Origin of the sequence: Pseudomonas sp. Irchel 3F6, assembly GCF_900187595.1 — a bacterium.
Classification (GTDB): domain Bacteria; phylum Pseudomonadota; class Gammaproteobacteria; order Pseudomonadales; family Pseudomonadaceae; genus Aquipseudomonas; species Aquipseudomonas siliginis.
In genome coordinates, this window is record NZ_FYDP01000001.1 from 247,185 (window position 1) to 260,984 (window position 13,800).

Sequence of the window (13,800 nt, forward strand, 5' to 3'; positions counted from 1 at the left end):
TTGCAGAATGTGGGAGCGAGCCTGCTCGCGAAGGGGTCAGAACATTCACCACCGATTGTAGACAGGCAAAAAGAAACCCGGTGCAACGCAAATCGCACCGGGTTTTTTGTTGCCAGCCAACAGCGGATGTCGTGGATCCGCCGTCAACCTTGAACTCCGTATCAGCCGCGTTCCAGCGCCAAAGCCACGCCCTGACCGCCGCCGATGCACAAGGTCGCCAGACCTTTTTTCGCATCGCGCTTGAGCATTTCGTGCAGCAATGTCACCAGCACCCGGCAACCTGATGCGCCGATCGGGTGACCTAGGGCGATGGCGCCACCGTTGACGTTGACCTTGTCCAGATCCCATTGCAGATCCTTGGCCACGGCCAGCGATTGCGCAGCGAACGCTTCGTTGGCTTCGATCAGGTCGAGCTGATCGATGCTCCAGCCGGCCTTGTCCAGGCAGCGGCGGGTGGCCGATACCGGGCCGATACCCATGATCGCCGGGTCGACGCCAGCGTTGGCGTAGGCGGCAATCCTGGCCAGAACCGGCAGGCCCAGCGACTGGGCTTTCTCGGCACTCATCAGAATCACGGCGGCGGCACCGTCGTTCAGCGACGAGGCGTTGCCAGCGGTTACGCTGCCGTCCTTTTTGAACGCCGGACGCAGTTTCGCCAGAGATTGTGCGGTGGTATCGCCGCGTGGCTGCTCGTCGACCTTGAACGCGACAGGATCGCCTTTGCGCTGTGGGATCAGGATCGGCGTGATTTCATCAACGAAGCGCCCGGCCTCGATAGCGGCGGCGGCTTTCTGCTGAGACGCGGCAGCAAAGGCGTCCTGCTGTTCGCGGCTGATCTCATACTTTTCGACCAGATTCTCGGCAGTGATGCCCATGTGGTAATCGTTGAACGCATCCCACAGGCCATCGCTGATCATGGTGTCGACGATTTGCGCGTGGCCCATGCGCAGACCGGTGCGCGCACCCGGCATGATGTAGTTGGACAGGCTCATGTTTTCCTGACCGCCGGCGATGATCACCTCGGCGTCGCCGCAACGGATCGCTTGCGCGCCCAGGTGCAGAGCCTTGAGGCCGGAACCGCAAACCTTGTTCAGGGTCATGGCCGGTACGGCGTGGGGCAGGCCAGCCTTGATTGCGGCTTGACGTGCCGGGTTCTGGCCAGCGCCAGCGGTGAGCACCTGGCCCATGATCACTTCATCGACCTGCGCACCGTCGAGGCCGGTCTGCTCGAGCAACTGGCGGATCACCGCCGCGCCCAGGTCTACTGCGGATACATTGGCCAGGGAGCCCTGAAAACTGCCGATCGCAGTACGCGTGGCGGCAACAATGACGACGTCTTGCATTTTCGAATTCCTCACTGGGCAGCGAACTGCATTTCCGGTACGTGATCCGGGACGATCAGTTTACCAGCGGTTTTGGCGACGATTTCCTCAACACTGACGCCAGGTGCGCGTTCCTTGAGGACAAAAGCGCCATTTTCGATTTCCAGATACGCGAGGTCGGTCAGCACGCGCTTGATGCAGCCGGCACCGGTCAGCGGCAGGCTGCATTTGGCCAGCAGCTTGGACTCACCATCCTTCGAGGCGTGGGTCATGATGACAATGATGTTGTCGGCGCCGGCCACCAGATCCATCGCGCCGCCCATGCCCTTGACCAGTTTGCCGGGGATCATCCACGAAGCGATGTTGCCTTCGACGTCGACCTCGAACGCGCCGAGCACGGTCAGGTCGACATGGCCGCCGCGGATCATCGCGAAGGATTCGGCGGAATTGAAGATCGACGCGCCGATCCGCGCAGTCACCGTTTGTTTGCCGGCGTTGATCATGTCGGCATCGATGGTTTCTTCGGTCGGGAACGGGCCCATGCCGAGCAGGCCGTTTTCCGATTGCAGCATGACTTCCATGCCTTCGGGGATGTAGTTGGCGACCAGGGTCGGAATGCCGATGCCGAGGTTCACGTAGTAGCCGTCCTGCATTTCGCGGGCGACGCGCTGAGCCATTTGTTCGCGGGTAAGTGCCATGTTGTTGTTCTCCGAAGGCCTGAATTATTTGCGGATGGTGCGCTGTTCGATGCGTTTTTCGAACGTGCCGCAAATGACTCGATCGACGTAGATACACGGGGTGTGGATCTGCGTCGGGTCGAGTTCGCCGGGCTCGACGATTTCTTCGACTTCGACCACGGTGATCTTGCCGGCGGTCGCGGCCAGCGGGTTGAAGTTCTGCGCGGTGTGACGGTAAACAACGTTACCGAAATGGTCGGCCTTCCAGCCTTTGACGATGGCGAAATCGCCGGTGATGGATTCTTCCATCAGGTATTTGCGCCCCTTGAACTCGCGCACTTCCTTGCCTTCAGCAACCGGGGTGCCAACGCCAGTGGCGGTGAAGAACGCCGGAATGCCGGCGCCGCCCGCGCGCATTTTTTCGGCGAGGGTGCCTTGCGGGGTAAGGATGACTTCGATCTCGCCCTTGAGCAGTTGCTCTTCAAACAGTTTGTTCTCGCCGACGTAGGAGGCGATGACTTTGCTGATCTGGCGGTCGGTGAGCAGCACGCCAAGGCCGAAACCATCAACGCCGCAGTTGTTGGAAACCACGGTGAGGTCACGGGTGCCCTTGCGCTTGATCTCGGCGATCAGGTTTTCCGGAATGCCGCACAGACCAAAGCCGCCGGCGATGACGGTCATGCCGTCTTCCAGCCCGGCCATCGCTTCCTCGTAGGAATACACACGCTTGTCGAAACCTGCCATAGGCACCTCTTTTATTATTTGCGGGCGGCTGGCTAGCCGAATGACTGGAGTGTCTCTCTGCTGGATATATTTGTTAAGTTGATTTTTCCGGTTGATTGATTGATAAATCTCACCAATACGCGTTCGGCGATGATCGTTCCCACGCAGGAGCGTGGGAACGATCAGGGCCATCGCATCACGGCTTGCAGCTTGACGCTTGCCGCTCGCAACTGGAGCAAAGCGACATGACCATCAAACAGATCCGGGCCTTTCTCGCCGTGGCTCACAGCCTCAGTTTTGCTGTGGCCTGCGAGCGTCTGCACCTGTCGCAGTCAGCGCTCAGCCTGACCATCAAGGCGCTGGAAGAGGGCCTGGGAGGGCGTCTGTTCAGCCGTAACACGCGTAACGTGGCGTTGACCCCGGAAGGTGAGTCCCTGCTGCCACTGGCGCGCCGCTTGATCGCCGACTGGGACAATGCCGAAGACGAAATGCGCCAGCGTTTCAGCCTGCAGCGCGGACGCGTGACGCTGGCGGCGATGCCGTCGTTTGCCGGCAATCTGCTGCCGCCGATTCTCAAGAGTTTTCGCGCGCGTTATCCGAACGTCAACGTGACGGTCAACGACGTAATCAACGAGCAAGTGCTGGAAATGGTCCGCGATCGTCAGGTTGAACTCGGTGTGGCGTTCGCGCCGATGCAGAGCACTTCGATGACATTCACGCCTTTGTATGTCGATCGCTTTGTCGCCGTGGTGCCGGCCGATTCAGCGCTGGCCGGTCGCGCCGACATCGATTGGCAGACCTTGCTGGAGCAACCGTTCATCACCCTGCAGCGGCCATCGACCGTGCGGGTCATGCTCGAAGAGCATTTGCAGGCGCGCGGAATGAAGTTGCCGGTGGAGTTCGAGAGTCATCAATTGGCGACGGTCGGGCGAATGGTTGCCAGCGGGCTTGGGGTCAGCGCGGTGCCGGCATTGTGCGCGGGGCAAATGCGCGAGCTGGGCGCGCATTGCCTGATCTTGAATGATTCTGTGGAGCGGGCGATTGGCGTGTTGACCGAGCCGGGCAATGAACTGTCGGCGGCGGCGCAGGCGTTGTTCGAGATTCTCAAGGCTGAAGATTTGCAGCGCCAGTTCGATTTCCCCCTCACCCCGGGAGCACGGAAACAGAGCGCCGAACGCTGATTCAGTGTGGGAGCGAGCCTGCTCGCGAAGAAACGATAACGCGGTCTAAACCTTGGCCACGCGCCACAGATACCAGGCCGCGACCGTCCGATAAGGCTTCCACGCCTGGCCAATCTCGATCATCTGTTTGCGCGTCGGCTGCACCTCCAGTCCCTTCAGGCGCCGATAACCCTCGCGCACGCCAAAATCATCCTCCGGCAGGATATCCATGCGCTCGAGGCTGTAGATCAACAGCATCTCCACGGTCCAGCGGCCGACACCGCGCAGGCTGGTCAGGCGTTCGATCAGGGTTTCATCGTCCATCGCCCGTGCAGTCGGGTAGTCGGGGACCACGCCGTCCAGCGTCGCCTGGGCGATCCCTTGAATCGTCGCGATCTTGCTGGCTGAAAATCCGCAAGCGCGCAGTTGCTCGACCTCAGTCGCGAGAATCTGCTCAGGGCGTGGAAACACCTGACCGGGAAACAACCCCACTAAACGCGAAAGGATCGCATCGCCGGCCTTGGCGTGCAGTTGCTGATAGGCAATCGCCCGGACCAGCGATTCATAGGGATCGCGCGCCGGATGTGGCTGATGCAGGCACGGGCCGACGGCGCTGACATGGCGCTGCCAGTCAGTGTCTATCGCGGCCAGAAAAGCGCTGGCCATCTCATACGTGTCAGCCATGTTGCGGTGATTCGAACGTACTCATCGAAATCCCTGTTTGCGCGTGGATTGCATGGCTCAAAAAGCCAATTGTTGAGTCATTTGCAGCGCAGCATTTTCCAGCCTGAGCAGGAATGCCTTGCGCGGTTGTCCGCCACCATAACCGGTCAGCGAGCCGTCTGCGCCGATCACTCGGTGGCACGGGACTACGATCGACAGGCGATTGTGCCCGTTGGCCAGGCCGACGGCACGGCTGGCGCCGGGTTTGCCCAAGCCCGCCGCGATGGCGCCGTAGGTGCTGGTGTGGCCATAGGGAATTTGCAGCAGCGCCGCCCACACCTCACGGGCAAAAGCGCTGCCGGGCAGGTGCAGCGGCACGCTGAACTGAGTGAGTTTGCCGGCGAAATAATCCGCCAGTTGCACCTCGATCTGCTGCAAGTGGGCGTTATGCCCCGGTGCAATCGCGTAGCCGTAACGGTTTTGCAGGGCTTCGACCTCGCGGGTCAGCGCCGGTCGATCGAGAAACTCCAACAACACCAGCCCGCGCCGCTCGGCCATGGCGATCATCGGCCCCAGCGGCGTGGTCAGGCGGGTGAACAGCAACGGCTCACTGTTGGCCGCACGGCCCGGGGTGATGTGGAAGGACTTCTGAAACGCATCGCGAAAACCGCTGAGCGACTCGTAGCCGGAGTCAAACGCCGCGTGATCGATCGATGTGCCTTGCCTGATCCCGCCCAGGGCCATGCCGAGGCGACGTGTGCGCAGCCAGGCGTGGAAGGTCATGCCGAAGTGCTGCTTGAACCAGCGTCGCAGCTTCAGCGGTTCGATACCCTCGGCGAGCAATTGCGCATCGCTCCAGCGCCGTTCGGGATCGGCGTCCACCGCATTGAGCAGGCGCTGCACCCAGTCCGGGGCGATGGCCGCTGCGTCCAGCGGTTTGCAGCGCAGGCAGGCGCGGTAACCGGCGCACAGGCACTCGTCGGCGTGGGCGAAGAATTCGACGTTTTCCGGTTTCGGCTTGCGCGCCGTGCAACTGGGACGGCAAAAGATCCCGGTGGTTTTCACGGCGGTGAAGAACACGCCTTCATAGGCAGTGTCGCGCTCGAGCATGGCGCGAACCATTTCGGCGTGGGGCGGCAGGGCAGCGGCTGGTATGTTCATGGCCAGAGAGTAAATCCGCTTTGTCGATGGCTCCACCGAAAAATCGACAGTGAATTTTTTCCCTTGTGCAGCACAATGGGCGGGTCGCCGCTTTCGAGGAAGCCAACCCATGCATCCGTTTTCCATTCAGCGCATCGATCACATCGTTCTGCGCGTCGCCGACCTGCAACGCAGCATCGATTTCTACGCCAAGGTGTTCGGCGCCGAAGTGGTCAGGCATAACCAGCCGCTGGGGCTGGTGCACCTGCGGGCCGGTACGTCGATGATCGATCTCGTCGATTTGGCGGGCGAACTCGGGCGCAAGGGCGGCGGCGCCGCTGATGCGCACAAGCGCAACGTCGATCACTTCTGTCTGCGCATAGAACCGTTCGACGAAGCCGCGCTCATCGCCCATCTGCAATCGTTCGGGCTGACCGTTGAACAAGCCGCCAGGCGTTTTGGCGCCGAGGGTTACGGCTTGTCGCTTTACTGTTTCGACCCGGATGGCAATCAGGTCGAACTCAAAGGCCCGTCCGAGAGCGATCAGCCAGCGGTTTCCTGAAGCAGCAGCTCGGCCACTTGCCCGAGGGCCGAACGGCCGTTTTGCGGTTGTTCAGACGCCAGGTTGAACATCGCCAGTTGCCGATCGGCGCTGGTGCCGCTGTCGATGATCGTCCGCGCACGTTCGAACAACTGCGCCGCGCCCAATACCTGTGCCGTTTCGGCAAAACGCTGCTCGGCCAGTTCCAGCCATTGCGCGAGCGAACAGTCGCCGTCGATGCCTTCGACCAAAAAGCGCGCATGAATCCCCTGATGTTTGGCCCGCCAGCGATTTTCCTCCAGCATCGAACGCGCGGTCTGGTCGTACAGCAAACCGGGCCGCCGCTGTGCACTGGCATGAGCCACCAATACGCGGAAAAACGCCGCGAGGGTCAGCGCATCATCGACCCGAGGGCAAGCGTCGGTCATACGCAGTTCCAGGGTCGGAAAACGCGCGGCCGGGCGCACGCCCCACCAACACTCGCCGGGCTGGCTGATCGCGCCGATACGCATGAGCAACGCCAAGTGTTCGTCGTAATGGCGCTGATCGGCAAACAGCGGCGGGATGCCCATGCGTGGCCACTCGTCACACGCGGTCTGCCGATAGCTCATGAAACCGCTGGCGGCGCCATCCCAGATCGGCGACGAACAGCTCAGCGCCAGCAGCAGCGGCGTCCACGGCAGCACTTCGTTCATCACGGCGATGCGATCCAGCGGCTCTGCCACCTCGACGTGCACATGCAGGCCCGACAGCACGCTGCGGCGGGCGACATGGCCGTAGCGTTCGAACAGATACTGGAAATGTTCCTCGTCGGTCGGAACCTGCTCGCGCCAGTCGGCCAGCGGATGACTGCCGGCGCTGAGCATGCCCAGAGCAAATGGCTCCAGGGCCGCGCGCAAGGCCTGACGGCTGCCACGCAGAAAATCACTGGCGTGTTCGAAATCGCTGAATACCGGCGAAGCCACTTCGATCTGGCCCTGAAACATCTCCGTGGCAAACCACACACCCAGCGCCGCCCGGCAAGCCTCGATGGCCTGTGGCGGCGGACTGCCGATCATGCGCAGGCTCTGCAGGTCAGTGAGGAAGTACTCTTCCTCAATGCCGAATCGCGGGTGGCTCATGACGGTGCTCGAGCAAGTGTTTCTCTTGAGAACCGTGCGCCGTTGCGGTGGTTCACGCCAGGCGACCAGTGCCCCGCGAATGCACCGTTGGTCTTGTCCATTGCACTTGAGCGGCCAAGGCGTTTCCAAACAAGTCCGATCAACGTGTTCTGGAGGCACACATGAGCAACCCATCCAGCAACGACAAAGCGCTTAACCAAACCGTCAATCCCAACGACGACGGCTTCGCCATCGGCACGGCCGGGCGCGATGAAGACCCCAACGCCACCACCGACTGGGACGTTAGTCGCGATAACGAGGATGTCATGACGCCGGACGATACTCGCGGCCTGCCCGGTTATCCCGGGGCCGAAAAAAACAATCCTTCGAAACCCGTTGTCGACAGCAGCGTACCGGCCAACGGCGATCCATCGGTGCAGAACGACGGCGCTGATTGAGGTGGTCAGCAGTGGCAGGATAATGGCGTCGGTCGAACTTTTCTGATCCGGCGCCACTCTGAACCTGTCATAGGGTCGCAGTTCGACAGAAAAAACGCTTCGGCAGGCAGAAAAAGCCGCGTGGCGTGATAAATTCCCCCCACGTCGAGCCCACCCAGAATGGCCCCTGCCGGGTCCCACCAAGAGCGATCTACATGCAAGCAAAGGCCCGTGAGGTTTATGTGCCACCGGTGCTGCAAGATCTGCGGGCCGGCACAGCCGAACTGCACATCGCACTGGAAAAACGCCTTCCTTTTTTTACCGATACCCTCGATACCCCCGCATTCGAGCGCTTGATGGCGGCCTATTACGGTTTTTATCAGCCGCTGGAACGGGCGTTGCTCGCCAGTGGCGCTGTCCCGGATGATTTCGATCTGACGCCTCGTTTGAAGGCCGAGACCTTGCACGACGACCTGCGCGCACTGGGCGCGACGACCAATGATTTGCCGCTGTGCGAGGACTTGCCGGTGATCGACTCCAGCGCCGCCAGTCTCGGCGTTTTGTACGTGCTCGAAGGCGCGACCCTCGGCGGGCAGATCCTGCGTCGGGAGATCGCCGCGCGGCTGAATCTGGACGCCGACAATGGCGCTGCCTTCCTCGATGTCTACGGCGCGGCCACCGGGCGGCGCTGGCGCGAGTTCATCGAATACCTGAGCAACCGGCCCATGGCGGCCAGCGAACGCGCGGCCGTGGTCAGCGCAGCACAAACCACATTCAGCTGTTTCGAGCAGTGGCTCGAGCGCCAGGAGGTACTGGCATGAACCCGCAAGACCCACAAGCCTTTGAAGAACTGCTGGCCAACTGTGCCGACGAGCCGATCCGCTTTCCCGGCGCTATCCAGCCCCATGGTTTGCTGCTGACTCTGACCGAGCCTGCGCTGCAGATTATCCAGGTCAGCGCCAACGTCGAAACCCTGCTGGCCCGCGCGCCCGAATCCTTGATCGGCCAGCCGCTGCACAGCCTGATCGGCGCCGAACACACCGCGCACGTGCTCGAAGCCTTGCAGCAGGCAGCGTTTTCCGAGGCGGCGCCGCTGCGATTCGAGCTCAACGGCACTGAATTCGAAGGTTTGCTGCACCGCCATCAGGGCGTGCTGATTCTCGAGCTGGAAATTCATGTGAAGAATTTCCAGCCGCGCAACGTCGCCGGGGTCAGCACTCACTTGGGTCGCATGCTCCAGCGCCTGCAAGCGGCGACCACGCTGCAGGCCCTGTACGACATCAGCGTCAAGGAAATCCAGGCGATGACCGGTTACGACCGGGTGCTGATCTATCGCTTCGAGGAAGAGGGCCACGGTCAGGTCATCGCCGAAGCGTCCGATCCGTCGATGGAAGTGTTCAACGGTCTGTTTTTCCCTGCTTCGGACATTCCCGAGCAGGCGCGTGAGTTGTACCGCACCAATTGGCTGCGGATCATCCCCAACGCCGATTATCAGCCGGTGCCACTGGTGCCGAAGCTGCGCCCGGACACGCAGACGCCGCTGGACCTCAGTTTCGCCACGCTGCGCAGCGTCTCGCCGATTCACTGCCAGTATATGAAGAACATGGGCGTGCTGTCGTCGATGAGCATTTCCCTGCTCAAGGGCGACAAGCTCTGGGGCCTGATCAGCTGCGGCAATCGCCAGCCGTTGCACGTGCCGCATGAATTGCGCATGGCTTGCCAGACCATCGGTCAGGTCTTGTCATTGCAGATCAGCGCCATGGAAACCCTTGAGTTGACCCGTCAGCGTGAAGAGAAGGTCGAAGCGCTGGCGCGGCTCAATCAGGCGATGGTCGATTCGCCGCAAAATGTTTTCGACGGCCTCGCCCAGCAGCCAGCGACGCTGATGGCGCTGGTCAATGCCGGCGGCATTGCGATCATCGAAGACAAGCAATTGCACCGTTACGGCAACTGCCCTGAACCGGAAGAGATTCGCGCGCTGCACAAGTGGTTGCAGGCGCGCGGCGAGCCGGTGTTTGCCAGTCATCATTTGTCCAGCGTTTATCCGCCGGCGGCGCAGTATCAGTCTGTGGCCAGCGGTGTGCTCGCCATGAGCCTGCCCAAGCCGGTGGACAACGGTGTGATGTGGTTCCGTCCGGAAGTGAAGGAAAACATCAACTGGAGTGGCGATCCGCGCAAGCCGCTGGATCTGGAAACCTCCGACGCCGGGATGCGCCTGCGTCCGCGTACCTCGTTCGAGATCTGGAAGGTCGAGATGGCCGGGATCTCCACCAAGTGGAGCCACGGTGACCGGTTCGCCGCCAATGACCTGCGCCGTTCGGCGCTGGAAAACGATCTGGCCCGTCAGGTGCGTCGCGAGCAGGCGGCTGTGCAGGCACGCGATGATCTGGTAGCGGTGGTTTCCCATGACCTGCGCAACCCGATGACGGTGATTTCCATGCTCTGCGGCATGATGCAAAAAACCTTCAGTTCGGAAGGCGCGCACACCTCGCGGCGCATCTCCACTGCAATCGACACTATGCAGCAGGCCACGGCGCGGATGAATACGCTGCTGGAGGACCTGCTCGATACCTCGAAAATCGATGCCGGGCGTTACTCCATCACCCCGCAGGCGCTGGAGGTCGGGCACATCTTTGAAGAGGCCCAAGCGTTGCTGTCGCCGCTGGCCCATGACAAGGACATCAGCATTTCCTTCCAGGCCGATCCTGACCTGCGCATCCACGCCGACCCTGAGCGGCTGTTTCAGGTGCTGTCGAACCTGGTGGGCAACGCCATCAAATTCACCCCGCGCATGGGCACCGTGGGCGTGCACGCCAAATCGGTGGGCGACGAGATCGTGTTTATCGTGCGTGACAGTGGCGAAGGCATTCCCAAGGAGCACTTGCCGCATGTGTTCGACCGCTACTGGACGATAAAGGAAGGCAACCCGACCGGCACTGGCCTGGGTTTGTACATCACCCAAGGCATCGTCGAAGCCCATGGCGGCCAGATCGTCGCCGAGAGCGAGCCGGGGCAGGGCAGCGAATTCCGCTTCACCGTGCCGCGCCTGGCCTGAGTGCCCCCTGTAGGTTTTGATCGTTCCCATGCTCTGCGTGGGAATGCCTCTACGGACGCTCTGCGTTCGGCTCTGAATGGGACGCTGAGCGTCCCGGGCTGCATTCCCACGCAGAGCGTGGGAACGATCGGATCAGATTCGCAGCCTCAGGGTCATTTTCTTCAATACTGCAAATCCCCCGCTCGCTACCGTAGCCACCTCGTTCCTCGATTGAAGCAGGTGTGCAATGAGTCTGATTCTTTCCATGGCGGCGTTTGCCCTCGCCGCATCCATCACCCCCGGGCCGGTCAATATCGTCGCCTTGAGCGCCGGCGCGCAGTACGGTTTCCGCGCCAGCCAACGGCACGTGGCCGGGGCGACGCTGGGGTTTGTGCTGCTGCTGGTGCTGATGGGCCTGGGCCTGCATGAGGTGCTGCAATTGTGGCCATTCATGACCCGCGTGGTGCAATGGGCCGGGGTGGCGTTCCTGTTGTTCATGGCCTGGAAACTGGCCAGCGATGACGGCCAACTGAACACCAGCGAGTCCGGCCGTGCGCCGTCGATGCTCTATGGCGCGGTGATGCAATGGCTCAACCCCAAGGCCTGGCTGGCATGCGTGGCCGGCATGGGCGCGTTTGTCGCCGACGGCGAGGCGCGGCTGGTCTGGCAGTTTGCGGCGGTGTATCTGGTGATCTGCTATCTGTCGGTGGGCTGCTGGGCGTATGCCGGGACGTTTTTGCGCGGTTATCTGAGCAATGCCGCCGGGATGCGCTGGTTCAATCGGTTGATGGCGTTGTTGCTGGCGGTGAGTGCGCTTTATTTGCTGTTCACTTGATTGACAGGCCCACCACAACCCCCTGTGGGAGCGAGCCTGCTCGCGAACGCGGTGTGTCATTCAACACTTCACTGACTGATCCACCGCATTCGCGAGCAGGCTCGCTCCCACAAGGGGGGCAGTGTTCAACTTTGAGTATGAAGTCAGCCGCGATACTGCCCCGGCGTTGCCGCCAGATGTTGTTTGAACGCTCGCTGAAAATGCGCCTGATCGGCAAACCCGGCCTGGAGCGCGACATCGGCAATCAATTGGCCGCTGCGCAAGCGCTCGCGGGCGAACTGGATGCGCTGGTTGACCAGGAAGGCATGGGGCGTCATCCCGTAGCGCTGCTTGAACGCGCGAATCAGGTATGACGGCGACAGCTGCGCCGCCGCGCAAATCGCCACGAGGCTGAGCACTTCGGTGCAATGTCCCCGGATGAAATCAGCGGCGCGTTCCAGCTTGAAATTCGGCTCATCGACGGGCTCATCCGCCGGATTCAGGCGGACCTGCAAATCACTGAAAAACTCTACCGCCGCGCTTTGTTTCACCAGCGCCTCCATTTGGTCGTCGAGCAAAACCTCATACAACCCCATCAACTTGCCGAACAGCTCGGCATCAGCCAGATGCGTGTCGCTAAACCGCCGAAATTCCAGCTCCCCGGCAAACCCCAACTGATGTTGCAAATCCGCCAGCCACGGCGTTTCGACATACAACATCACGTACGACCAAGGCTGATCATCGATCGGATTGCAGGCGTGTACATCGCCGGGATTCATCAGCACCACGGTGCCTGCTGCCACTTCATACTGCGCCTGCTCATGCACATAGGTGCTGCGCCCGGCGGTGATTGCGCCGATGGAAAAGTGCGCATGGGAATGCCGCGCATAACAGACTTCACGCCCATCCGCGATGGCCCGCGCTTCGATGAAGGGCAGGGCGTCGTCGCGCCAGAAGCGCGGGGCTTTCTCGGGGTTTTTCGCAGCGGCGTGTTTCATCGTGATTGTCCCGGCAGGTCAGCGCCTGAGTGTATTAGCTCTGGCCGTCGAATGCCCGTTGCAGTGCGGCGACATCAAGTTCTTTCATCTGAAACATCGCCTGCATTGCAGCGCCGACTGTTATAGGCTCTGGGGGGCGTGACACCACGGGCGCGATGGGATTTCTGCCCGCGCTGTGGCTCGTCGGTGTTCAACCGCAGTGTTGATGAGGTCGAGGTGAGCCTCGGCGCGCTGGATGCGCCGGATCAGTTGAAGCCGACCTATGAGAGCTGGATTGTGCGGCGTGAATCGTGGCTGCCGGATTTTCCGCTGGCCAGGCATTACCGTGGTGATCGTGAAGGCGAAGGGCGGGCAGAGGGGTAGGGGATTGATTCAGCCTTCAGCACGCTTGCGATTTCTGTGGGGGCGAGTCTGCTCGCGAAGGCTTGTTGTCAGGCGGTGGGGGTGTTTTTGAGTGGGTACATATCCGTTGCTGCGGTAACGGCTGCTTATGGTTCCGCCCTTACGGCGGGTCACTTTTTCCAAACGCCGAAAAAGTAACCAAAAAGGCTTGCTCCTGCGTTCGGCCCTCGCAGGCTCGGGTTCCTTCGCTCCGGGACTGATCCGGGCGCAGCGGCTCCGGTTTGCTTCGCTGCACCTCCTTCCGCTGAGTCTGGCTGCGCCAGACGGTCGCTGCGCTCCCACGCCCGGATCAATCCCTCCGCTCAGCCTTCCGACGTCGCCGGTGGATCAAGATCAAAAGCAGGCGAGCTGACACTCGACCTAAGGCGAACGCGGAGACTGTAGGAGCTGCCGAAGGCTGCGATCTTTTGCTCTTGCTCTTGCTCTTGCTCTTGCTCTTGCTCTTGCTCTTGCTCTTGTAGGAGTGAGCCTGCTCGCGATAGCTATCTCAAAGATACGAATGAACAGCAGATCTACCCTGATCCCTGTGGGAGCTGGCTTGCCAGCGATGGCGGCCTTCCAGCCGACCAGTCTCTGACGGATATACCCAATCCCAACTGTGGGAGCTGGCTTGCCAGCGATGGCGGCCTTATAGCCGACCAGTCTCTGGCGGATATACCCAATTCCAACTGTGGGAGCTGGCTTGCCAGCGATGGCGGCCTTATAGCCGACCAGTCTCTGGCGGATATACCCAATTCCAACTGTGGGAGCTGGCTTGCCAGCGATGGCGGCCTTATAGCCGACCAGTCT

Annotated in this window: 13 protein-coding genes and 1 pseudogene; 7 read left to right on the top strand and 7 right to left on the bottom strand. The window is 61.3% G+C overall.

The genetic code is table 11. The features are described from left to right. Positions 1–161: 161 nt before the first annotated feature. The 3 genes from CKW30_RS01060 to CKW30_RS01070 are packed head-to-tail and all read right to left on the bottom strand — an operon-like array spanning position 162 to position 2,743. Positions 162–1,343: an acetyl-CoA C-acetyltransferase gene (locus tag CKW30_RS01060; RefSeq protein ID WP_095179559.1), complete on the bottom strand. Its 1,182-nt coding sequence runs from the start codon at positions 1,341–1,343 to the stop codon at positions 162–164. 11 nt (positions 1,344–1,354) lie between these two features. After that, positions 1,355–2,020: a CoA transferase subunit B gene (locus tag CKW30_RS01065; protein ID WP_016774134.1), complete on the bottom strand. Its 666-nt coding sequence runs from the start codon at positions 2,018–2,020 to the stop codon at positions 1,355–1,357. Between the two features lie 24 nt (positions 2,021–2,044). Then, positions 2,045–2,743 carry a CoA transferase subunit A gene (locus tag CKW30_RS01070; protein WP_095179560.1) on the bottom strand — a complete coding sequence of 233 codons (699 nt, stop codon included), beginning with the start codon at positions 2,741–2,743 and terminating at the stop codon, positions 2,045–2,047. Between the two features lie 224 nt (positions 2,744–2,967). On the opposite strand from CKW30_RS01070, the gene CKW30_RS01075 reads away from it, so the two are divergent. Continuing rightward, positions 2,968–3,903 (top strand): LysR family transcriptional regulator, encoded by a 936-nt coding sequence (locus CKW30_RS01075; RefSeq protein WP_095179561.1) that lies wholly within the window; start codon positions 2,968–2,970, stop codon positions 3,901–3,903. Between the two features lie 45 nt (positions 3,904–3,948). Here the strand turns inward: CKW30_RS01075 and CKW30_RS01080 are convergent, their stop codons facing one another. Continuing rightward, positions 3,949–4,566 (bottom strand): DNA-3-methyladenine glycosylase, encoded by a 618-nt coding sequence (locus tag CKW30_RS01080; RefSeq protein ID WP_095179562.1) that lies wholly within the window; start codon positions 4,564–4,566, stop codon positions 3,949–3,951. 57 nt (positions 4,567–4,623) lie between these two features. Beyond that, on the bottom strand, positions 4,624–5,706 hold the full coding sequence (locus CKW30_RS01085; protein WP_076567500.1) for a bifunctional transcriptional activator/DNA repair enzyme AdaA: 1,083 nt from the start codon (positions 5,704–5,706) through the stop codon (positions 4,624–4,626). 109 nt (positions 5,707–5,815) lie between these two features. Here CKW30_RS01085 and CKW30_RS01090 point away from each other — a divergent pair, with 109 nt between their 5' ends. After that, positions 5,816–6,247, top strand: a complete 432-nt coding sequence (locus CKW30_RS01090) for a VOC family protein (protein WP_071171832.1) — start codon at positions 5,816–5,818, stop codon at positions 6,245–6,247. Here the strand turns inward: CKW30_RS01090 and CKW30_RS01095 are convergent. Beyond that, positions 6,229–7,347, bottom strand: a complete 1,119-nt coding sequence (locus CKW30_RS01095) for a carboxylate-amine ligase (RefSeq protein ID WP_095179563.1) — start codon at positions 7,345–7,347, stop codon at positions 6,229–6,231. The two genes, CKW30_RS01090 and CKW30_RS01095, sit on opposite strands and share 19 nt — an antisense overlap. Before the next feature lie 161 nt (positions 7,348–7,508). On the opposite strand from CKW30_RS01095, the gene CKW30_RS01100 reads away from it, so the two are divergent. The 4 genes from CKW30_RS01100 (at position 7,509) to CKW30_RS01115 (ending at position 11,632) form a co-directional block, all read left to right on the top strand. Beyond that, the gene (locus tag CKW30_RS01100) at positions 7,509–7,784 is read left to right on the top strand and encodes a hypothetical protein (RefSeq protein WP_071171834.1); all 276 of its coding nucleotides are present in this window, start codon (positions 7,509–7,511) and stop codon (positions 7,782–7,784) included. 194 nt (positions 7,785–7,978) lie between these two features. Further along, the gene (locus tag CKW30_RS01105) at positions 7,979–8,584 is read left to right on the top strand and encodes a biliverdin-producing heme oxygenase (protein WP_095179564.1); all 606 of its coding nucleotides are present in this window, start codon (positions 7,979–7,981) and stop codon (positions 8,582–8,584) included. After that, positions 8,581–10,818 (top strand): ATP-binding protein, encoded by a 2,238-nt coding sequence (locus tag CKW30_RS01110; protein ID WP_095179565.1) that lies wholly within the window; start codon positions 8,581–8,583, stop codon positions 10,816–10,818. The genes CKW30_RS01105 and CKW30_RS01110 overlap by 4 nt, the downstream gene beginning before the upstream one ends. A gap of 226 nt (positions 10,819–11,044) precedes the next feature. Beyond that, positions 11,045–11,632: a LysE family translocator gene (locus tag CKW30_RS01115; RefSeq protein ID WP_095179566.1), complete on the top strand. Its 588-nt coding sequence runs from the start codon at positions 11,045–11,047 to the stop codon at positions 11,630–11,632. Positions 11,633–11,775: 143 nt separating this feature from the next. On the opposite strand, the gene CKW30_RS01120 is transcribed toward CKW30_RS01115, so the two are convergent. Then, positions 11,776–12,609, bottom strand: coding sequence for an AraC family transcriptional regulator (locus CKW30_RS01120; protein ID WP_095179567.1), 834 nt, complete (start codon positions 12,607–12,609; stop codon positions 11,776–11,778). A 162-nt stretch (positions 12,610–12,771) separates the two neighbouring features. Between CKW30_RS01120 and CKW30_RS01125 the strand changes: the two are divergent. After that, positions 12,772–12,972: pseudogene (locus tag CKW30_RS01125) on the top strand (GFA family protein); the annotation flags it as partial. Positions 12,973–13,800 lie beyond the last annotated feature (828 nt).